Genomic DNA, 21751 nt, shown 5'->3' with positions numbered 1-21751 from the left:
TGCACGCCGTGCGGGATCAGCTTGCTGGTGTCGGGCTTGTCGGCCTGCACGACGGCGGCTTCGGTCAGGGCGGTGCTCGGGGTGGCGTCGTGGTGGTTCAGCGGGCCGGCGGCGAGGCCACCGGCGACGGTCAGACCAGCGATACCGAGCACGCTCTTACGCAGCATCGTGTTCATGACAAAGCTCCATTCGGGGGTCGGCGCACACCGCGACCGGGGGGTCGCAAGGGTGGGTGCGCAAGCACCGTCAGGCGCTCAGAAAGCCTTGAGAGAGGGGGATCATCCCGGCCGCGAGGGCGGGGCCTCTTCGCGGTGCCGGGACCAGGTGTAACGACCGGCGGCCCACCATCATTCCCGGGGGCCCGGCACCCGGTGTCGGGCGCTTCTCCTCGACCGTTCACCCGGATGCAACGACCCCCGGCCGCCGGCCATTCCGGCCCGGGGATGCCGCCGGTCACCGTCAAACCGGACAATCGACTCAGGGTGTCCGCGCCCGGGTCACGGCGGTCCGAACGTTCTGCCAGCGGCAGATCCGCTCACCGTGAACATCGCCCGTCGGCCGGGCCGAGCGCGCGCAGGCTGGTACGCATGAGACTGCTGGTGCTGGGTGGGACGGGCTTCGTCGGCGGAGCCGTGGTACGCGAGGCGGTACGCCGTGGCTGGTCGGTGACGGTGTTCAACCGTGGGTTGCACGGGGACGTGCCGGCGGGCGTACGCCGGTTGCGGGGTGACCGGACCGCGCCGGGGGGCCTCGCCGCGCTCGCCGGCGGCGGGTGGGATCTGGTGGTGGACACCTGGGACGGGGCGCCCCGGGCGGTGCGGGACGCCGCCCGGGCACTGGCCGGGGCGGTGCCCCACTACGGCTACATCTCCAGCGGGTCCGTGTACGCGCCGCCGGTGGCGGCGGGGGTGGGGGAGGAGGCGCCCACGGTGCCGGCCGGCGCCGACGCGGACGACGGGGACTACGCGCAGAACAAGGCGGGCGGGGAGCGGGCCGCGGTGGAGGTCTTCGGCGACCGCGCGTTGCTGGTGCGGGCCGGGCTGATCCTGGGCCCCGGGGAGGACATCGGTCGGCTGCCCTGGTGGTTGCGGCGGATCGCCCGGGGTGGGGAGGTGCTGGCCCCTGGCCCGCGGGACCTGCCGGTGCAGTACGTCGACGTGCGGGACCTGGCGGGCTGGGTGCTGGACCGGGGCGTCGCGGGCACCGGCGGGGCGTACAACGTGGTCAGCCGGACCGGGCACACCACGATGGGGGAGCTACTCGACGCGGCCGTGGCGGTCACCGGCGCGGACGCGGTGCTGCGCTGGACCGACCCGGAGGTGATCCTGGCCGCCGGGGTGGAGCCTTGGAACGACCTGCCCATCTGGATCCCGCCGGGCCACGAGTACCGCTGGTTGCAGGAGCGCGGCGTCGACCGGGCGTACGCGGCGGGGTTGGTCTGCCGGCCGGTGACCGAGACGGTCGCGGACACCTGGCGCTGGTTGCGCGAGGTGGGGCAGGTGCCGGCCCGGGCCGGACGCCCGCCTCGCACCCCGGTCGGCCTGGCGCCGGAGCGGGAGGCGGCGCTGCTCGCCCGGGCCGAGGGCTGACCGGTCGGCACTCTCCTCTGTGGATATCGGTCACGCCGCGTGTTTCGGTAATCCATTTGCGCGGCTGGTGTCCGTTTCCTCCTCACGGACCGTGATGAATATAGACACGCGTCCGTCGCAGGCCCTACAGTTCGCGCGACTGGTGCACATCTTTCAATCACGGGGGTTGAGATGTTTCCTGGGCGCTCGATGCTGCCTGCCTTCTCGTCGTTTCCTTCCCGGATCGCCGCCGCCGGTGTCGCGGCCGCGGTCCTGACTGGCCTGTTGGGGGCCCCGTCGCCGGTCCGGGCGGCGGCGCCCGCCGCGCCGGCGGCCACCTCGGCGCTGGCGGCGGACGCCGCCTCGGCCGCGGCCCAGGCCAAGCGTTCCGGCCACCGGGTCGAGGTGCTCTCGGCGCGTACCGAGTGGACCCAGGTGTTCGCGAACCCGACGGGCGGGTTCACCGCCGAGTCGATCGTCCGGTCCCGCTGGGCGTACGCGACGAACAACAACAGCACCAACAGCGACACCAGCGCGGCGCGGGTCGGCAAGGACCCGGCCACCGGCACGCTCTACCGGTCGTACTTCGAGTTCCCCCTGGCCGGCCTGCCCGGCACGCAGATCCAGTCGGCGTCCGTGCAACTGACGCTGGACCACTCCTGGTCCTGCGGGGACACCCCGACCTACCTGTACCAGTCCGGCCCGATCACGAGCACCCCGCGTACGCCGTGGGCGCCGGCCCTGACCAGCCTCCGCGCGACCGCCCAGTCGCACGCCAACGGGAGCGGCACCTGCGGCTCGCCGCAGCCCGACCAGGTGGTCACCTTCGGCGGCGCCGGGGTCACCAGCCTCATCCAGAGCTACGCCGCCGCCCACCTGGCCGACGTCACCGTCGGGCTCTGCGCCTGCAGCGCCGCCGACGGCACCGGTGAGTCCACCAATGACCGGTGGAAGAAGTGGTACCCGGGCAGCGCCCGGCTCGTCGTCAGCTACCTCTGATCCCGGCGCACTGCGAGCCGGGGCGGTGACGATCCGGCCGGTCTGCTGACCGGCCCGGCATCGCCGCCCCGGCCTGCCCGCACCTTCCGCCACCGAGCGCACGCTCACCATCACGCCACGGCCCCTGCTGCGGGGCCCGGCGAGCGGCACTGCTGTGTGCGACCTCTCCCGCCCTGGACAGGGCTTCCCTTCGGTCACCCCTATGGAGGCACGGTGACACCCACTTCTCGCACCCTCCGCGCCACCGGACGACAACGGTCGAGTCGGGCCCGGGCCCGTGCGCTGATCGTCGCGATCGTCAGCGGCGCACTCGTCGCGTCCGGGCTCACCGCGCCCGCTCAGGCGGCCGCGAAGCCCACGCCGCACCTGGCGGCGCAGCGGGAAAAGGTCGACTCCCACGGCGCTGTGGCCACGGGCCGCGCCCGGCCGGCGAAGGAGGTGCCCAGCGCGCAGCTGGCGGCACCGGTGTGGCCGAAGCCGGGCCGGGCGTCGGTGGCCCTGCCGGCCGCGGTGTCGGGTCAGCGGCGGGCCGCCGCGCCGGCGGCCAAGGCCGGCGACCTGCCGGTGTCGGTGGCCCGCGGCGCGGGCGCGGCGGGCGCGCGTACCCAGGCGGTGTCGGTCGAGGTCCTGGATCGGGCGGGCGCGCCGCAGCAGTGGCGGGACGGGCTGCTGCTGCGGGTCGCCGGGGACGCGCCGGCCGGGGCCGCGAAGACGGCCCCGGGCCCGGGCGCGGCCACCGTGTCGGTGGACTACCGCAGCTTCAAGTACGCCTACGGCGGTAACTGGTCCTCTCGGCTCAAGCTCTGGAACGTGCCGGAGTGCGCGCTGACCAGCCCTGGAAAGGCCGGCTGTGCGGCCACTCCGCTGGCGTCCCGCAACGACGGTGGTGCGGTCAGCGCCGAGGTGCCGCTGCCCGCGGCCGGCACCGCCGCCTCGACGCTGGTCGCTCTCGCCGCCGGCCCGTCCGGCACGGAGGGCGACTTCGCGGCGACCCCGCTGTCGATCAGCTCGACCTGGTCGGCGGGCACCTCCACGGGTGGCTTCTCGTGGTCGTACCCGATGCGGGTGCCGCCGTCGATCGGTGGCCCGGCGCCGAGCCTGGGCCTGGCCTACTCCTCGGACGCCGTGGACGGCCAGTCGGACGCCTCGAACAGTCAGCCGTCGTGGATCGGGGAGGGCTTCGACTTCTGGCCGGGTTACATCGAGCGCAGCTATGTGGGCTGCTCGGACGACATGAAGGGCGGCAACAACAGCACCAACCGCACCGGTGACCAGTGCTGGCGGTCGCAGAACGCCACCATGTCGCTCAACGGCCGGGGCACCGAGCTGATCTTCGAGACCGGCAAGGGCTGGCACGGGCGCAGCGAGGACGGCTCGAAGGTCGAGAAGCTGGCTGGCGCGACCAACGGCGACAACGACGGCGAGTACTGGAAGGTCACCACGACCGACGGCACCCAGTACTACTTCGGGCTGGAGAAGCTGCCGGGGCAGAGCGCCGCCACCGACTCGGCGTGGACCGTGCCGGTGGCCGGCAACCACTCCGGCGAGGACTGCTACAACACCAGCTTCGCCTCATCCTTCTGCGACCAGGCGTGGCGCTGGAACCTGGACTACGTGGTGGACCCGCGGGGCAACACCATGTCGTACTGGTACGCCCCGGAGACCAACTACTACGCCCGCAACGCCACCTCCACCAGCAAGGCCAAGTACGACCGGGGCGGCGTGCTGACCCGGATCGACTACGGCACCTGGGACCGCAAGCGCGCCGACGGCAGCGTCGACCGGTCCGTCACGCCGACCGCGCAGGTTCTCTTCAGCACCGCCGACCGGTGCGCCGCGTCCTGTTCAACCCATGACGCGGCGCACTGGAAGGACGTGCCCTGGGACCAGGAGTGCACCTCCACCGCGGCGAACTGCGGGGAGAACTACGCGCCGACGTTCTGGTCGACCAGGCGGCTGTCGAAGATCACCACGCAGGTGTGGGACACCACGAAGACCACCGCGGCCTGGCAGCCGGTGGAGTCGTGGACGTTGACCCACAGTTGGCCGGCGGTGGGTGACGGCAGTGACCACGCCGGGATGTGGCTGACCTCGATCGTGCGGGCCGGCCTGGTCGGCGGCACCGACACGATGCCCGCGGTGACCTTCGAGCCGGTGTCCATGCCGAACCGGGTGTTGACGAAGAACAACACCACGAACAACCGCATGCGGATGGGCAACATCGTCACCGAGACGGGCGCGAAGATCCAGGTGACGTACAGCCGGCAGGACTGCACCTCGAGCAGCCTGCCGGCGACCGCCTACGGCAACACCCGCCGCTGCTACCCGGTGATCACGCCCGACCCGTACGACTACGACGGGCCGGAGATCACCGAGTGGTGGCACAAGTACGTGGTCACCAACGTCTCCGAGTCCGACCTGATGGTCGTCGTCGGCGACACCGACCACGGCCAGCCGGTGCAGAACACCTCGTACGAGTACCTGGGCGGGGCCGCGTGGCACTACGCCGACGACAACGGCCTGATCAAGCCCAAGCGCAAGACCTGGAACCAGTTCCGCGGCTACGCCCAGGTCGAGGTCCGCAAGGGTGACGCGCCGAGCCGGACGCTGACCCGGACCACGTTCCTGCGCGGCATGCACGGCGACAAGGCCTCCAACACCGCCGGGGACACGCGCAGCGTCCCCGTGGCGGCGTCGCTGGGCAGCGAGACGGTGTACGACGAGGACCAGTTCGCGGGGATGGTGCGCGAGCAGGTCGTCTACAACGGCGACGACACCAAGCCGGTGTCGAAGACCGTGAACGTCCCGTGGCGCTCGGCGCCGCTGGCCACCCGGACGGTCAACGGTGACACGGTGACCGCCCGGTGGACCAACACCCGGGTCAGCTACACCGGCACCGCACTCGGCGTCAACGGCGCCGGCGGCTGGCGGGTGACCAGCACCGAGTCGACCTTCGACGACACCTACGGCACCACCATCTCGGCGCAGGACAACGGCGACACCAGCAAGACCGGCGACGAGAAGTGCTACACCTACTCCTACAACCGCAACACCGGCAAGAACCTCACCCAGCTCGTCAAGCGGACCACCGCCGTCGCACTCAAGTGCGGGGTGGCGCCGACCAGCACCGACGACATCCTGGCTGACGAGCAGAAGTTCTACGACGGCGCGACGAGCGTTGACACGGCGCCGACCTACGGCGCGGTCAGCCGGGTCGACAAGCTCAAGGACTGGTCGGCGTCCGGCGGCACCGTCTGGCAGACCACCAGCAAGGCCACCTTCGACGTGTTCGGCCGCCCGGCCACCACCACGGACACCCGCGGCAACACCGTCACGACCGCGTACACCCCAGCCGCCGGGCAGGTCACCCGGGTGACCACCAGCACGCCGGATCCGGCCGGCGGCAGCTCGCCGTGGACCACCACGCTCGACCAGCTGCCGTACTGGGGCTCGCCGAGCCGGACCACCGACTACAACGGCCGGGTCGCCGACATGGAGTACGACCCCTCGGGGCGGCTCGCCCGCGCCTGGGAGGTCGGCTGGTCCAAGGCGGAGCACCCGGACAGCCCGTCGGTGCGGCACAGCTACGTGTTCGCCGCGAACCGGGGCGCCTACCCGTACGTCAAGACCACCAAGCTGCACGCCGGTGGCGGCTACCGGGACACCTATCAGATCTACGACGCCTTCCTCCGGCCCCGCCAGACCCAGTCCCCGGCGGTCGGTGGCGGCCGGGTGATCAGCGACACCCTGTACGACAAGGCCGGCCGGGCGGTCACCGCCTACCAGGCGCACCTCGAGCCGGGTACGCCCGCGGGCGGCCTCTGGTGGGAGCCGGAGTGGTCCGTCCCGGCGCTGACCAGGACGGTCTACGACGACGCCTCGCGGGCCACCGACGAGATCTTCTACGGCACCGACGGCGTCACCAACCTGGTGGAGAAGTGGCGCACCACCACCCGGTACCTGGGTGACTCGACGACGGTGACGCCGCCGCGGGGCGGCACGGTCACCACCACCCGGACCGACGCGCAGGGGCGGACCGTCGAGCTGCGCCAGCGGGTCGACGCCACCGGGGTCAAGCCCGACCTGAAGACCACCTACACCTACAACCGCAAGGGTCAACTGGCGAAGGTCGTCGACTCGCTCGCCAACGAGTGGGTCAACACCTACGACGTCAAGGGCCGGCTGAAGAGCGCCAAGGACCCGGACAAGGGCACGAGCACCACCAACTACAACGACTACGACGAGCCGATCAGCACCACCGACGCCAACGGCAACGTGCTGCTCAACGAGTACGACACGATGGGCCGACGGATCGGTCTCTACGAGGGGTCGATCTCCCCGGCCACCAAGCGGGGCGAGTGGAAGTACGACAAGCTCTTCACCGGGCAGGTCGTGCGGGGCCAGCTCACCGAGAGCACCCGCTACGAGGCCACCGGCGGCACCAGGTACGCGTACACCAACCGGGTCACCGGCTTCAACACCCGGTACCAGCCGACCGGCGCGCAGTACGTCATCCCCGACGTCGAGGGCGCCAAGCTCGCCGGCACGTGGGGCTACGGCTTCGGCTACTCGCCCTACACCGGTGACGCGACCAGCGTCACCTACCCGGCCGGCGGCGGCCTCACCACCGAGACCGTCACCACCGGCTACGACGCCACCACCGGCCTGCCCACCAGCCTCGGCACCAACCTGATCAACGTCGGTTCCTACGTGATCGGCCAGCAGTACACCGAGTACGGCGAGCCGACGCTCACCACCCGCAAGACCAACGGCGGGGTGTACGTCGAGGACACCACCTCCTACGACCTGACCACCCGGCGGATCAGCCAGTACCGGGTGCAGCCGGAGACGGCGGCCGGGACGGTGCAGAACACCACGTACGGCTACTCCGACATCGGCAACGTCATGTCGATCAAGGACGCGCCGCAGGTGGGCTCCGCCGACACCCAGTGCTTCGGCTACGACGAACTGCGCCGGTTGACCAGGGCGTGGACGCCGAAGGCCGGCGTCGACTGCGGTACCGCGCCGTCGGTGACCAACCTGGGCGGCCCGGCACCGTACTGGCACGACTGGACCATCGACGACGCCGGCAACCGCAAGACCGAGACGGTGCACACCACCCTCGGCGACACGGTCCGCGACTACGTCACGCCGACCAGCGGCCAGAACGCGGTCCGTCCGCACGCCGTCACCTCGGTCACCACCGGGGCGCCGGGGCAGTCGGCCGTCACCACCCGGTACGCCTACGACGGCGCCGGCAACATGACCTGCCGGCCGGTCGCCGCCGCGGCCAACGACTGCGGCACCGGCGCCAACTCGCAGACCCTCGCCTGGAACAGCGAGGGCAAGTTGTCGACGGTGACGGCCGGCGGCCAGAACGTCGAGACCAACATCTACGACGCCGTCGGCAACCGGCTGATTCGGCGGGACGCCACCGGAAGCACCCTGTACCTGCCAGGTCAGGAAATCCGGGCCGAGAAGACCTCGGTGGTGACCGGCACCCGCTACTACACCTTCGCCGGCAAGACCGTCGCCACCCGCAACCCGACCGCGCTGACCTGGCTCTACTCCGACCACCAGGGCACCCAGCAGGTCGGCGTGGACGCGAACAGCCAGCAGGTCAGCGTCCGGCGCCAGACCCCGTACGGCGATCCCCGCGGCAGCCAGCCGCAGTGGAGCAACCAGAAGGGCTTCGTCGGCGGCGACAAGGACCCCACCGGCCTGACCCACATCGGGGCCCGCGAGTACGACCCCGGCCTGGGCCGCTTCATCTCGGTGGACCCGGTCCAGGACCTGGCCGACCCGCAGCAGTGGAACGCCTACGCCTACGGCAACAACAGCCCGATCACGTTCGCCGACCCCACCGGCCTCCGGGCCTGTTCGGACGACGCCTGCGGGCCGGGCGCGGACTACGAGGACCTGTACGGCCGGTACGTCAAGGTCAAGGGCGACAACGACGGCTGCGGCGGTAAGTGCGGCGACGACGACTGGGCTCAGGCCCGGGCCGCGCACCAGGCCGGTGGCGGCAACGGCGGCGGCAAGGGCAGCGGCGGGGGCAAGGGCGGCAAGACCGGTCCGAGCGAAGAGGACATCAAGCGGGCCCAGGAAGTCAAGAAGCAGAACGCCATCTCGATCATCATCAAGGCCGGCGGCCAGCTTCTGCTCGACTTCTTCGGCATCACCGACATCCTCGACTGCATCCACGGCGACCTGATGGCCTGCGCCTGGACCCTCGTGGGCATGCTGCCCTGGGGCAAGGCGCTCCAGATGGCCAAGAAGATCAAACCGATCGCCTCCACCTTGGCCAAGGCCGGCCGGGCGCTGATGAAGTGGTCCGATGACGTCAAGTGGGCCGACGACGTCCTCCAGATGGCGGCGAGCTGCGTCAAACACAGCTTCGCCCCCGGCACGAGGGTCGCCATGGCCGGTGGCGAAGACAGACCCATCGAAGAAATCGAGGTCGGCGACGAGGTCCTGGCCACCGATCCGGAAACCGGAAAGACCGAAGCGCGACCGGTCACCAGGACGCACACCAACAACGACGTCGACCTGACCGACGTCACCGTCCTCGGCGAGGACGGCGCGGAGGCAGTGCTCGACACCACCCAGCACCACCCCTTCTGGAGCGAGGACCGGGGCGACTGGGTCGACGCGCAGGACCTACGGGTCGGCGAGAAGCTGCGCGCGCTCGACGGCGACAAGGTGACGGTCAAGGCCGTCCACTCCTATGCCGGTGCGAAGCTCATGCACGACCTCACCGTCGCGGAGACCCACACCTACCACGTGGTGGCCGGCGAGTCGTCCGTGCTCGTGCACAACTGCGGGGGCGATCTGCCGAACCACGCTCCGACCTGTGAGTGCGCGACGGGTGGGCAGATGCGGGTCCAGCTCGAACCGCCATCCTCGCGGGTGCCCGAAATTGGCACTGCACGTACCCGAGCTGGTGATGAGACGGCCGCCGAGGCAGGAAAGGCCGATACTCGTACCAAGGACGCCATCAAGGGCGTGGACAACGTCGGCAAAATGGTGACATCTGCGGTGCCCGACGCACCTCCTGTCGTCAATGCCGCTGATCCGAACGCTAGTATCGGGGGCGCATTGGTGGCCTGTTTGGTGTGCGGGAAAATGCTATTCGATGCGGCAAAAAGGAGGTTGAGTAGGGGGTCGAACAGGGCGGGTCCTTAATCGTCTCGCCCATAGGGATGGGCCGGTAACGTTCGTTGGCTATTGCCGCCCCGTTTCCAGCAAGTCTGAAAGGGGTTGCTGGAAACGGGGCGGGCAATGATCTGAGTGCCGACTCTGTAGTATCTTCCCCGTGGGCGAGTCGGAGGGGGTTGTCGTTGGAACCGATGACGGCTGTTGGCATGATGCTCCGTGCCGTGGCGCGGCGCAACGAGCCTGATTTCGAGTACTGGCGCAGGCAGATGCACCTCGACGAGGACGAGCAGAACCGTCTCTATCCGTTGGTCTACGAGGTCTTCCGTGGCGCGGTGGAGCTGCGGTTCGCGATCGAGGGCACTTCTGATCAGATCAGGCCCTTTCTTGAGCAGCCTCGACTGCTCCTCTGGCCCGATCAGGGGTTCGACACGGACAAGGCTGAAGCGCTGATGAGGTCAGCGCTCGGCGAGCCCGCATCCGTGGCGGGGATTGCCACCGCCGAAGTGGTGGTGATTCGGATGCAGACCGTCACCTACCTCGTTGAGGACCTGAATTTGAACGACGGCGACCTGAACAAGCTGATCGGTCAGTCTGAGCGATGGGTGGCTGAAAACCCGTGAACTCCAGCGAGGTGGCCACCGCCCTGGCCTGACGGCGGCTTTGCTGCTCCTTGATTGCTTCGGCCGATCCCAGCTGACGTCGATGCAGGACTTGGGTGGGTGGGTCGAGATCTTCGTCCGCCTATGCCCGGGCGTCACCGCGCGGTGCTTGGTCACCGCGCCGGCGCAGTTTGTAATCGCTATCCGTCGTTACCTCGCGTGGTGGCGGGTTGCAGTTGTGTAGGGACTTGCCCGCTTTATGGTCACCGGTGGTGGGCGATCTGGACAGGCGTGATTCCCGGCTCTACAGTTCGCGCCACTGGTGCACATCTTTCAATCACGGGGGTTGAGATGGATTCTGGCCGCTGGCTGCTGCCCGCCTTCCGATTGAGTCAATTCCGGATAACCGCCGCGGGCGCAGCCGCGGTGATCGTGAGTTCCCTGCTGGTGGCGCCGTCACCCGTTGAGGCGGCGGCACCTGCCACCGCACCGGCCGGTCCGGCCACCGCGACCGACGCGGCCTCGGCCGCTTTCCAGGCCAGCCGTACCGGCCAACAGGTCGAGGTGACCTCGGCGCGCACCGAACTGACCCAGGTGTACGCGAACCCGTCCGGCGGGTTCACCGCGGAGTCGGCGGTGGTGCCGCAGCGGGTACGCCGGGCCGACGGGTCCTGGGCCGACGTCGACCTGTCGCTGCGATCGACCGGTGGCACGCTGCGGCCGACGGCCTCGGTGGCCGACGTCCGGTTCTCCACCGGTGGGCAGGGCCCGGCGGTGACCCTCGTCCGGCAGGGCCGGACCCTGACGCTGTCCTGGCCGGGTGGGCTGCCGGCGCCGACCGTCAACGGCGACTCGGCGACGTACCCGGAGGTGCTGCCGGGCACGGACCTGGTGCTGCGGGCGACCGAGACCGGGTTCACCCACGTGTTCGCGGTCAAGACCGCGCAGGCCGCCGCGAACCCGGCGCTGCGGACCCTGCGGTTCGACCTGGGCGGTGACGCCCGGGTGGTGCGCGGCCCGGACGGGAAGCTGTCCGCGGTGGCCGGCACCGAGGTCGTCGCCTCGGCGGAGCCGGCGGTGATGTGGGATTCGAACATCACCCGGCCGGCGGCGGCGCGGACGGCGACGGCCGACGGTGTGGAGGGTGGCGCCGAGCCGAGCCCGTCCACGGCCGCGGCGCCCGGCGACGTGGCCCGGACCGCTCCGGTGGGCGTCGAGATCGCCGACGGTGACCTGGTGCTGCGGCCGGACGCCGAGATGCTCTCCCCGGCCAGCGTCTATCCGGTCTTCATCGACCCGGCATGGTCGACCGGCAAGTCGCGGTGGGCGTACGCGACCAACAACAACAGCAACAACACCGACACGTCGGTGGCCCGGGTCGGCAAGGACCCGGACAGCGGCAAGATCTACCGGTCCTACTTCGACTTCCCGCTGTCGTCGATGCGGGGCAAGCACATCGAGTCGGCGTACGTGCAGATGAAGCTGGACCACTCCTGGTCCTGCGGCAACACGCCGACGTACATGTACCACTCGGGCGGTATCTCCTCGACGCCGCGCACCTCGTGGGCGCCGAAGCTCAACAGCCTCAAGTCGACGGCGCAGTCGCACGCGAACGAGGGCTACGGCTGCTCGGACTCCCCGCAGCCGGACATGACCGTCAACTTCACCGGGTCGGCGGTCACCAGCGTCATCCAGACCCACGCCACCAACAAGTGGACCAGCATCACGTTCGGCTTCTGCGCGTGCAGCTCCACCAGCGGCAGCGGCGAGTCGACCACCGACCGGTGGAAGAAGTTCTGGCCGAACAGCGCCAAGCTGATCGTCGACTTCGACTCCATCCCCGGCGCGCCGAACAACCTCCAGGTCAAGGGGGTGGCCTGCCCGGCCGGGCAGCGCGTCGGGGTCGGCACGCTGAACCCGACCTTCTCGGCGATCTTCCCGGACGCAGACACCACCCAGGCGCTGCGGACCACGTACGAGTGGCTGGAGATCCCGGCCACCGGCGGCTACAACGACTCCACGCCGCGCAAGACCGCCCCGGCCGGCGCGTCCGTGCCGGCCAACGGGCGATCCACCACCGCCGCGCTGTCCGGCCTGGGGGAGGGCAAGTCGTACGCGTTTCGGGCCCGGGCGACCGATCCGGCGCCGTACAGCATGACCAGCGCCTGGTCCGCCTGGTGCGAGTTCACCGTGGACACCAAGCTGCCGCCGATCACCGTTGCGATGACCTCCACCGACCCGATGCCCGGCAGGGCCGCGACCTTCCAGCTCAGCACCACCGACCTGACCGTGGCCAGCTTCCGCTACGGCTGGACGTCGCCCACCACGCAGGTGCCCGCCACCCGTTCGTGCCAGGTCGTCAACGGCGCCTCGGTGTGCCTCATGGTCGCCACGGTCTCCACCGCCGTGCCCAAGTACGGCCTGAACACCTTCCACGTCAACGGGGCGGACAGCACCGGCAACGTCGGTCGGGCCTCGGTCGAGTTCCGGGCCAACCGCCCGTCGCCGGCCGTCGCCCGGTGGGGCCTGGAGAGCTACCCGGGCGTCACGCAGGCCCAGGCGCTGACCGACGGCCAGCCCGCCCTGGGCGGGGACACCCCGCTGACCGCCACGAACGTCACCTGGTCCAGCGACGCCCGCCTCGTCGGCGGGCAGACCGTCACGCTCGGCGGGCCCACCACCGGCTCGTACCTGTCCACCGCCGCCGACACGCCGGTGGTGAACACCACCCGGTCGTACAGCGTGGCGGCGTGGGTGCGGCTGCCCAAGGTACCGACGGGCAACATGGCCATCGCCACGCAGAGCGGCGCGTGCGACTTCGGCTTCTTCCTCGGCGTCGTCCAGGTCTCCGGGGCGCCCCGGTGGAACGTCACCACCCGCAACGGCGACTGCACCGCGGCGCCCTACACCGCGCTGCAGGCGCCCACCACGATCACCGCGGCCGACGTCAACCGCTGGCGGCACGTCGCCTTCTCCTACGACGAGGCGGCGCGCACGCTGACGCTGTTCGTGGACGGCACGGCGGTCGCGTCCACCGCGTGGACGGCGGCCTGGAACGCCACCGGCTCCTTCCAGGTGGGCCGCAACCACGTCCGGAGCACCGGGTTGTCGGACAACTTCTTCACCGGCTCCCTGGCCGACGTGCAGGTCTTCAACCGGGCGCTGGTGGCCCACGACTTCACCGGCCAGCTCGCCGAGGACCCGGGCTCCGGCGGCTTCGACGAGCCGGGCATGCTGCGCCCGATCCTGGTCGGTGACTGGGACTTCAACGGCGCCACGCCCTGCTACGTCGAGTCCACCGACCCGACGCTGTGCAGCGCGCCGGAGGCCGGCCAGTTCGGCCGCCGGCTCGCGCTGACCCTGGGCACCGATGTGGGCGCCGACAGCCGCGGCTTCCTGCGGTTCGACTCGCACGGCCTGAACGATCCCGCCCAGGTCACCACCGAGTACGGCCACTCGATGCGCCAGGTGGCCGGCGCGTGGCAGGACACCCGGGTGGTGAAGACCGACGACTCGTTCTCGGTGTCGGTGTGGCTGCGGCCGGAGTCGCTCAGCACCCAGACCGCCGTCGCGCAGATCGGCACCCAGAACTCCGCCTTCTATCTCGGGCAGCGGGCCAAGACCACGAGCGGGGTCACCGGCAACTGGTGGTCGTTCAGCGTCTTCGGCACGGACGCCCCGCAGAACGGCAACACCGTCAACGCGCTGATGACCTCGCGGCAGATGAACGAGGAGGACGACCTGTCCACCTGGACCCACCTGGTCGGCGTGTACGACCTGGGCGGCCGGGAGGTCCGCCTCTACGTCAACGGCGACCGGGTAGCCACCGTGCCGTTCCCGAGCGGCTTCACCAGCGCCTTCGACGCGACCGGGCCGCTGTGGGTCGGCGCCGCCCGGCACACCCCGCCGGACGGGTCCACCCAGACCGTCGACAAGTGGAACGGTGACGTGTCGAACCTGAACCTCTACCAGGGGGCGCTCACCGACGTCGACGTGAAGCAGCTCAACGAGCGGCAGTCGACGGGTGAGGACCCGCCCAGCGCGTGAGCTGAGCCACGCGGTGCGCCGGCCCGGCCGCTACCGGGCCGGCGCACCCGCACGGGACACGCGAGCCGGGCCGGATTGCCCGCACGGGACACGGCGGGCCGGGTCGGATTGCCCGCACGGGACACGCCGGGCCGGGCCGGATTGCCCACACGGGACACGCGGGCCCGGCCGCCCCCGTACGGACGGCCCGGCCGCCGGCCTCACCGGCCCACGGTCGAGGGCGTGGCCACCGGCAGGTCGATCACCTCGTCCGCCGGCCGGCGCGGGGTGGCGACCCCCGGCTGGCCGTACCCGATCCGCATGACCATCTGCGGCGTGCCGAACCGGCCCAGGGACAGCCGCAGTGCCTCCCGGGCGCCCGGCACCTCGATCGGCTGGGAGATAAGCGACGCGGCCAGCCCCGCGTCGGTGGCGGTGAGCAGCACCCGCTGCAGGGCCTGCCCGGCGACGACCTGGTCGGTGGCCGTGTTCCCGGCCGAGCCGAGCACCGCCACCAGCGGCTCCGGCTCGAAGTCGCGCCCCGGCGGCCGGTTGCGCCCGCCGTACCCGCGTTGCGGGAGCAGGTCCTGCGGTTCGCTCTGCGGGCCGCCGGCCGCCGCCGGCACCCCGTCGGGGGAGGGCTCGGAGCGGATCCAGGTGGACCGCTCGGTCACGTACGCCGGGTCGCGTTCCAGGACACGGTGCGCGCTGCGGGCGATCTCGCCGAGCGCGTTGACCGCGGTGGTGCCGATCAGCAGCTCCAGCCAGCACTGCTCGGCCCGGGCCGCCTCGCCGAGCCGCCACCGGGCGTCGGCGGGCACCGGGTCGGGCCAGAACGGGGCGCGGTTGCTGAACCGGCGGTCGACGGCCGCGTACAGGCTCTGCTCGGTCGGGGTGGGACGGCGCGGGACGTCCGGGACGAGCCGGGCCACCACGTCGGGGTCGGCCGGGTACGGGCGCAGCCGGACGGTCGCCGGGGTGCCCGCGACAGCCAGCGACAGCCGCAGGTTGAACAGCGCCGCCCCGCAGGCGATCCGAGCCCCCCAGCCGCTGGGGTCGGTGGCCGGCAGCCGGCGCAGCGGGTCCACCCGGACCTCGATCCCGCCGTCGCGCAGCCGGAACCGCCACGGTTGGGTGTTGTGCAGGGACGGCGCGCGCACCGCGTCGCGTACGGCCGCCGTCAGTTGCTCGACGCTGTAACCGGTGGTCATGGTGGGCTCCTTCCGCGCGGACCGTGCCGTCCCCGGTCGGTCCACCCCAACGGTGCGTCAGGCGGGTGCGTCGCGCGCAGGGCCGGAGGTCCCTGGTCCTCGGGCCGGCGTGCCCGTCGCCGGGCGCGTCGCGATCGGGACCTTCGGCCCGTGCACGGCCGCTGACCAGCGGGTAGAAAGGACGGATGATCCGGGTGTTCCTGCTCGACGACCATGAGGTCGTCCGTCGTGGCCTTGCCGACCTGCTCACCAGCAGCGGTGACATCGAGGTGGTCGGCGAGTCCGGCTCCGCCCAGGAGGCGGCCCGCCGGATCCCGGCGCTCCGGCCCGACGTGGCGATCCTGGACGCGCGGCTGCCCGACGGCAACGGCATCGACGTGTGCCGCGACATCCGCGCCGTGGACTCCTCGATCAAGGGTCTGATCCTCACCTCGTACGAGGACGACGAGGCGCTCTTCGCCGCGATCATGGCGGGCGCGGCCGGCTACGTGCTCAAGCAGATCCGCGGCACCGACCTGGTGGACGCGGTCCGCCGGGTGGCGGCCGGCCAGTCGCTGCTCGACCCGGCGATCACCACCCGGGTGCTGGAGCGCATCCGCAGCGGCGTCGAGCAGCCGCGCGAGCTGAAGAGCCTCACCGAGCAGGAGCGGCGGATCCTGGAGTACGTGGCCGAGGGCCTGACCAACCGGGAGATCGCCGGCAAGATGTTCCTGGCCGAGAAGACGGTGAAGAACTACGTCTCCAGCGTGCTGGCGAAGCTGGGCCTGGAGCGGCGGACCCAGGCGGCGGTGCTGGCCACCCGGCTGCTCGGCAAGAGCCACTGAGGCCGCGGCCGGGTCAGTCCCGCAGCGGCACGCTCCAGCGCACCTCGGTGCCGTGCGGTTCGACCCGGCCGAGCCGGAAGTCGCCGCCGAGCCGGTCGGCCCGCTCGCGGAGGTTCACCAGGCCGCTGCGGGCCGCCTCCGGGTCACAGCCCACCCCGTCGTCGGTGACCGTCACCGTCACCCAGCCCGCGTCGACCTCCACCCGCACCGCGACCCGGCCGGCCTGGGCGTGGCGTACGGCGTTGGAGAGCGCCTCGCGGAGCACGGCGGTGAGGTCCGGGCGCAGCGCGTCCGGGACGGCGCTGTCGATCGGGCCGACGAGTTCCAGCTGGGGCCGGTAGCCCAGCAACTCGGTGGCCGCCTCGATCGCCTCCCGGATCTCGGTACGCAGCGCGGCACTCATCGGGGTGCGCAGCTCGAAGATGGTGCGCCGGATGTCGCGGATGGTGGCGTCCAGGTCGTCGACCGCCTGGTTGATCCGCTTGCTGATCTCCGGGCGCGCGTTCATCGCCCCGCTCTGCAGTTGCAGGCCGGTGGCGAAGAGCCGCTGGATCACCACGTCGTGCAGGTCGCGGGCGATCCGCTCGCGGTCCTCCAGGACCACCAGCAGCTCCCGTTCCTCCTGGCCGCGGGCCCGTTCCATGGCCAGCGCGGCCTGGCCGGCGAAGCTGTTCAGCAGCGCCATGTCGTCCTCGCCGGTCGGGTTCCGGTCGGGCCGGTGGGCGATCACCAGGACGCCGTGCAGGGTGTCCGCCGCGGCGAGCGGGGAGACCACGGCCGGGCCGGCGACCACCGGCGCGGGCCAGGGCGCGGACGCGGCCAGGTTCTCCAGCAGCTCGAGGCGGCGCTCGGTGACCGAGCCGGCGAAGGTGGTCTCGCCGGCCGGCAGCACCGCCCCCACCAGGTGTCGGCTGGCCTCGTCGGCGCCGTCGACCACCTCGACGGTGAACTGGCCCTCGTCGTCGTCGTAGAGCAGCACCAGGGCGAGCTCGGCCTCGGCGACCTCCCGGGCCCGACGGGCCACCAGGGTCAGCGCGTCGGTGCGGCGCACCTCGCCGAGCAGCACCGAGGTGATCTCGGCGGTGGCGGCCAGCCAGCGCTCCCGCCGGTGGGCGAGGGCGTAGAGGCGGGCGTTCTCGATGGCCACGCCGGCCGCCGCCGCGAGGGCGACCACGATCTCCTCGTCGTCCTCGGTGAACTCGGCCGCACCCTGCTTCTCGGCCAGGTAGAGGTTGCCGAAGACGTGCTCGCGGATGCGCACCGGCACGCCGAGGAAGCTGTGCATCGGCGGGTGGTTGGGCGGGAACCCGTACGACTTCGGATGCCGGGTGATGTCGGGCATGCGCAGCGGGTGCGGGTCGTCGATGAGCAGGCCGAGCACGCCCCGGCCGTGCGGCAGCTCGCCGATCTTGGCGTGCAGCTCGGGGCTGATGCCGTGGATGATGAAGTCGTGCAGCAGCCGGTCGGGGCCGATCACGCCGAGCGCGCCGTACTTCGCGCCGACCAGCTCGCACGCCGACTGCACGATCCGTTGCAGGGTGCTGCGCAGGTCGAGGTCGGAGCCGATGCCGACCACGGCGTCGAGCAGGGCGCGCAGCCGCTCACGGCTGGTGACCACCTCGCCGACCCGGTCGAGCATCTCCTGGAGCAGCTCGTCGAGGCGTACCCGGGACAGCGGGGTCAGGCCCAGGGACGGCGTTGCGTGCTCGTGGCGGGGATCAGGTGCGGCGGACACCGGGCGATGGTATCGCCCGGTGTCCGCGCGGGACGAGCCCCGCTAGCCGAGCTGGCCGCGCACCGCCGAGGTGTCGACGGTCTGCGCCACGTCCAGCCGCGGGGTGTGCGCGGGGCCGGCGTGTGCCGGGTCGGCGAGGCCGAGCCGCATCGAGATGTACGGGAAGCCCAGCCCGGACAGCATCTGCCGGAGCGTCTGGCGGGTGCCGTCGACCTCCACCACGCCGCTGAGCGGAACCAGCGTGGCACCGAGCCGGGTGGCGGCGAGCCAGGCGGCGGAGAGCCCTTCGCCGGCGCGTAGCCAGCTGTCCGGCTCGTCCTCGGTGCCCCAGAGAATGCCGTACACGGCGGCCCGGTCGTGCCCGGGACCGATCGGCAGGCTGCCGGGGTGACCGAAGTCACGCCCGGGGACGGTGGTCTGCGGCGCCTCCGCCGGCAGCACCTCCGGGGGCAGCCCGGTGCCGGCGCCGCCCTGGTTGATCCAGTACGCCAGCTCCTCGCGCAAATCCGGGCTGTCGGCCTCGACCTTGGCCGCCTGCTGCGCGGCACCGGCGAGCTCGATCTTCTGGCTGTCGTCGAGGAACTGGAGGTTCACCCCCTCCGCCGTGGCCGCCCGGTCGATCTCATCCAGGGCGGCTGCGGAGATCGGCTCGTCGCTGACCGGCCGCCGGTCGGTGTGCCGTACCCGGATGCACTGCACCAGGCGCATGGCCGCCGGGTCGGCCCCGGTGTGCTTCAGGCCGGTCAGCCGGGCCAGCAGCTCCGGCTGGGCGGGGTCGGGCAGCCGCTCCACCACCGGCGTCCAGCCCTCGGCGGCCAGCGCCACCCGGGCGTGGTGCAGGGCGGCGCCGCAGCTCACGAAGAGCAGCCGACCCTCCGGGTCCAGGACGCTGAGGTGGCGCTCCCGGACCAGCCGCAGCTCCAGCGCGTCGGGCAGCACCGTCCAGTGCCAGGGCTGGGTGTTGTGCACCGAGGGGGCGTGGCCGGCCATCCCGGCGGCTTCCGCGAGCGCGGTGGTCAGCGGGCGGTCCCCGGCCGGCTTCTCGTGGCTCATCGTCACGACCTTTCCTGTTTTCCCCATCGTGCCCCACGCCGGGGCCGACCGGGCGGCTTGCCGCTTCATCCTCGGGTATCGCCGGGCGGCACGCACGCTCCGCCGCCCGAGGTCCGGCCCCTTCGGCTACCGGGATTACCCGGGTTCGGCCTACCTGCCGCACGCCGCCGCTGAGACGATTCCCACGTGGGAACGGAACCGCGGGAGTGCGTGCCCGAACACCCGGTGCGGCAGCGCCGGGCGCGGCGGCTGTTCCGGCGCGGCGGGTCCGACCGGCGGCCCGGTGCGCTCGAATGGCTGCCGCTGGTGCTGCTGACCCTCGCCGTGCTGGCGGGGGCGGCGCTATGGTTCGCCGGGGCGGGCGGGGCGGCCCAGCTGGTCTGGGCGGCGGTGACCCTGGTCGCCCTGCTGCCGGCGGTCTGGACCACGCTGCGCCAGCTCTGGCGGCGCCAGTTCGGGGTGGACGTGATCGCCGTGCTGGCGCTGGTCGGCGCGCTCCTGGTCCGGGAGTACCTGGCCGGCGCCGTGATCGCGGTGATGGTGGCGACCGGCCAGGCGCTGGAGAACTACGCGCAACGGCGGGCCACCCGGGACCTGCGGGCGCTGCTGGAACGCGCCCCCCGGCAGGCCCGGCGGCGGACCACCGACGGCCGGATCGAGGTGGTGCCGCTGGACCGGGTCGCGGTGGGGGACCGGCTGGTCGTGGGCCCCGGCGACGTGGTGCCGGTGGACGGGACCGTCGAGGCCGCCGCCACGCTCGACGAGTCGGTGGTCACCGGCGAGTCGCAGCTGGTCAGCCGGGCCGCGGGCGAGCCGGTGGCCAGCGGCGTGGTCAACGCGGGCGCCGGCTTCGGGCTGCGCGCGACCAAGAGCGCCGCGGAGAGCACGTACGCCGGGATCGTCCGGCTGGCCGAGGAGGCCACCGCGCGCAAGGCCCCGATGGTCCGCCTCGCCGACCGGTACGCCGCCGCGTTCGTGCCGTTCACCCTGCTGCTGGCCGGGCTGGCCTGGCTGCTCTCCGGCCAGTTCGTCCGGGCGGTGGCGGTACTCGTGGTGGCCACCCCGTGCCCGCTGCTGCTGGCCACCCCGATCGCCATCGTGTCCGGGCTGTCCCGGGTGGCCCGCCGGGGCGTGCTGGTCCGCGACGGCGGGTCGCTGGAACTGCTCGGTCGTGCCCGGACCCTGCTGCTGGACAAGACCGGCACGCTCACCGCGGGCCGCCCACGCGCCGCGGAGACGGTGGTCGCCCCCGGCGGCGACCGGGACGAGCTGCTGCGGCTGGCCGCCTCCGTCGAGCAGCTCTCCCCGCACGTGCTGGCCGCCGCGCTGGTCCGGCAGGCCCGGGAGCAGGGGCTGGCGCTCACCGAGCCGACCGAGGTGACCGAGGAACCGGGGCGCGGGGTGACCGGCCGGGTCGACGGGCGGCTGGTCCGGGTCGGTCAGCTGGCCGGCGAGCCGCCGGACTGGGCGCACCGGATCCGCGAGCGGGCCGAGCTGGCCGGCCGGTCCACCGTCTGGGTCAGCGACGAGCGGGGGCCGCTCGGCGCGATCCTGCTGGAGGACCCGGTCCGGCCGGACGCCCGGCGCACCGTGCGGCGGCTGCGCGAGGCCGGGCTCGACCGGCTGGTCATGGTGACCGGCGACCGGCGGCGCACCGCCGAGCAGGTGGCCGGGATCGTCGGGGTGGACGACGTGATCGCCCAGTGCTCGCCCGAGGAGAAGGTCGCCCGGGTGCGGGCGGAGTCCGACCGGGCGGTGACCGTGATGGTCGGTGACGGGGTCAACGACGCGCCGGCGCTGGCCGCCGCGCACGTCGGGGTGGCCATGGGCGCCACCGGCGCGACCGCCTCCGCCGACGTGGCCGACGCGGTGCTCACCGTGGACCGGCTGGACCGGCTCGCCGACGCCGTGGAGATCGCCCGGTACGCCCGCCGGATCGCCGTGCAGAGCGCCGCGGTCGGGATGGGGCTGGCCGTGCTGGCCATGCTGGTGGCCGCCGTCGGGAAGCTGCCCCCGGTCGCCGGCGCGTTCCTCCAGGAGGGCATCGACGTGCTGGTGATCCTGAACGCGCTGCGCGCCCTCGGCGGGGGCCTGCGCCGCCGCGACGTCCCGCCGCAGACCCGCGCCCTCCTCGACCGGTACGCGGGCGAGCACGGCGGAGTGCGGGACGTGCTGGACCGGCTGCGCGACACCGCCGACCTGGTGGCGACGGACCCGGAGGCGGCGGAGTGCCTGCCGGCGCTGCGGGACGTGCACCGCCGGCTGGTCGAGCAGGTGCTGCCGCACGAGGCGGCCGAGGACCGGCAGCTCTACCCGGCCCTGGCCGGCCCGCTGGGCAGCGCCGAGGCCACCTCGACGATGAGCCGGGCGCACGTGGAGATCAGCCGGTTGGTGGACCGGATCGGCGGCCACCTGGCCCAGCACCAGGACGACCGGCTGGGCCGCGACGAGGTGCCGGACCTGCTGGCCGCCCTGTACGGGCTGGACGCCGTGCTGCGCCTGCACCTGGCGCAGGAAGAGGAGGACTTCTTCTCGCTCAGCCCCGGGGACGGCCAGCCGGACACCCGCTGACCGCCCC

Annotated in this window: 10 protein-coding genes; 7 read left to right on the top strand and 3 right to left on the bottom strand. The window is 72.3% G+C overall.

Translation table 11 applies throughout. The features are described from left to right. Positions 1-587 precede the first annotated feature (587 nt). The 5 genes from LQ51_RS13190 (at position 588) to LQ51_RS13170 (ending at position 14371) form a co-directional block, all read left to right on the top strand. The gene (locus tag LQ51_RS13190) at positions 588-1589 is read left to right on the top strand and encodes an NAD-dependent epimerase/dehydratase family protein (protein WP_046565582.1); all 1002 of its coding nucleotides are present in this window, start codon (positions 588-590) and stop codon (positions 1587-1589) included. A gap of 189 nt (positions 1590-1778) precedes the next feature. Beyond that, entirely contained in the window at positions 1779-2567 is a 789-nt protein-coding gene (locus LQ51_RS13185; RefSeq protein WP_046565580.1) for a hypothetical protein, read from the top strand. A 213-nt stretch (positions 2568-2780) separates the two neighbouring features. Then, positions 2781-9752, top strand: a complete 6972-nt coding sequence (locus LQ51_RS13180; RefSeq protein WP_156313074.1) for a polymorphic toxin-type HINT domain-containing protein — start codon at positions 2781-2783, stop codon at positions 9750-9752. A gap of 155 nt (positions 9753-9907) precedes the next feature. Then, positions 9908-10345, top strand: coding sequence for a hypothetical protein (locus LQ51_RS13175; protein ID WP_156313073.1), 438 nt, complete (start codon positions 9908-9910; stop codon positions 10343-10345). A 405-nt stretch (positions 10346-10750) separates the two neighbouring features. Further along, complete coding sequence (locus LQ51_RS13170) at positions 10751-14371, top strand: LamG domain-containing protein (RefSeq protein WP_052744861.1); 3621 nt, start codon at positions 10751-10753, stop codon at positions 14369-14371. Between the two features lie 200 nt (positions 14372-14571). Here the strand turns inward: LQ51_RS13170 and LQ51_RS13165 are convergent, their stop codons facing one another. Then, on the bottom strand, positions 14572-15561 hold the full coding sequence (locus tag LQ51_RS13165; RefSeq protein ID WP_046565575.1) for an Acg family FMN-binding oxidoreductase: 990 nt from the start codon (positions 15559-15561) through the stop codon (positions 14572-14574). Between the two features lie 185 nt (positions 15562-15746). On the opposite strand from LQ51_RS13165, the gene LQ51_RS13160 reads away from it, so the two are divergent. After that, entirely contained in the window at positions 15747-16385 is a 639-nt protein-coding gene (locus LQ51_RS13160; RefSeq protein ID WP_046565573.1) for a response regulator, read from the top strand. Between the two features lie 13 nt (positions 16386-16398). Here LQ51_RS13160 and LQ51_RS13155 read toward each other — a convergent pair whose 3' ends face one another. Both LQ51_RS13155 and LQ51_RS13150 read right to left on the bottom strand, forming a co-directional pair. After that, positions 16399-18069 carry a GAF domain-containing sensor histidine kinase gene (locus LQ51_RS13155; protein WP_197087691.1) on the bottom strand — a complete coding sequence of 557 codons (1671 nt, stop codon included), beginning with the start codon at positions 18067-18069 and terminating at the stop codon, positions 16399-16401. A 93-nt stretch (positions 18070-18162) separates the two neighbouring features. Beyond that, positions 18163-19173: an Acg family FMN-binding oxidoreductase gene (locus tag LQ51_RS13150; protein WP_046565569.1), complete on the bottom strand. Its 1011-nt coding sequence runs from the start codon at positions 19171-19173 to the stop codon at positions 18163-18165. Positions 19174-19359: 186 nt separating this feature from the next. Between LQ51_RS13150 and LQ51_RS13145 the strand changes: the two genes are divergently transcribed. Continuing rightward, positions 19360-21744, top strand: a complete 2385-nt coding sequence (locus LQ51_RS13145; protein WP_082159407.1) for a heavy metal translocating P-type ATPase — start codon at positions 19360-19362, stop codon at positions 21742-21744. Positions 21745-21751 lie beyond the last annotated feature (7 nt).

Source organism: Micromonospora sp. HK10, from assembly GCF_000982955.1.
Lineage (GTDB): Bacteria > Actinomycetota > Actinomycetes > Mycobacteriales > Micromonosporaceae > Micromonospora.
This window is presented reverse-complemented; position numbering and strand designations above follow the sequence as displayed.

What these genes read in the sequence shown, in the direction of transcription:
- LQ51_RS13190 (WP_046565582.1), top strand. Translation starts at nt 588, where the DNA reads ATGAGACTGCTGGTGCTGGGTGGGACGGGCTTCGTCGGCGGAGCCGTG.
- LQ51_RS13185 (WP_046565580.1), top strand. Translation starts at nt 1,779, where the DNA reads ATGCTGCCTGCCTTCTCGTCGTTTCCTTCCCGGATCGCCGCCGCCGGT.
- LQ51_RS13165 (WP_046565575.1), bottom strand. Translation starts at nt 15,561, where the DNA reads ATGACCACCGGTTACAGCGTCGAGCAACTGACGGCGGCCGTACGCGAC.
- LQ51_RS13160 (WP_046565573.1), top strand. Translation starts at nt 15,747, where the DNA reads ATGATCCGGGTGTTCCTGCTCGACGACCATGAGGTCGTCCGTCGTGGC.
- LQ51_RS13150 (WP_046565569.1), bottom strand. Translation starts at nt 19,173, where the DNA reads ATGAGCCACGAGAAGCCGGCCGGGGACCGCCCGCTGACCACCGCGCTC.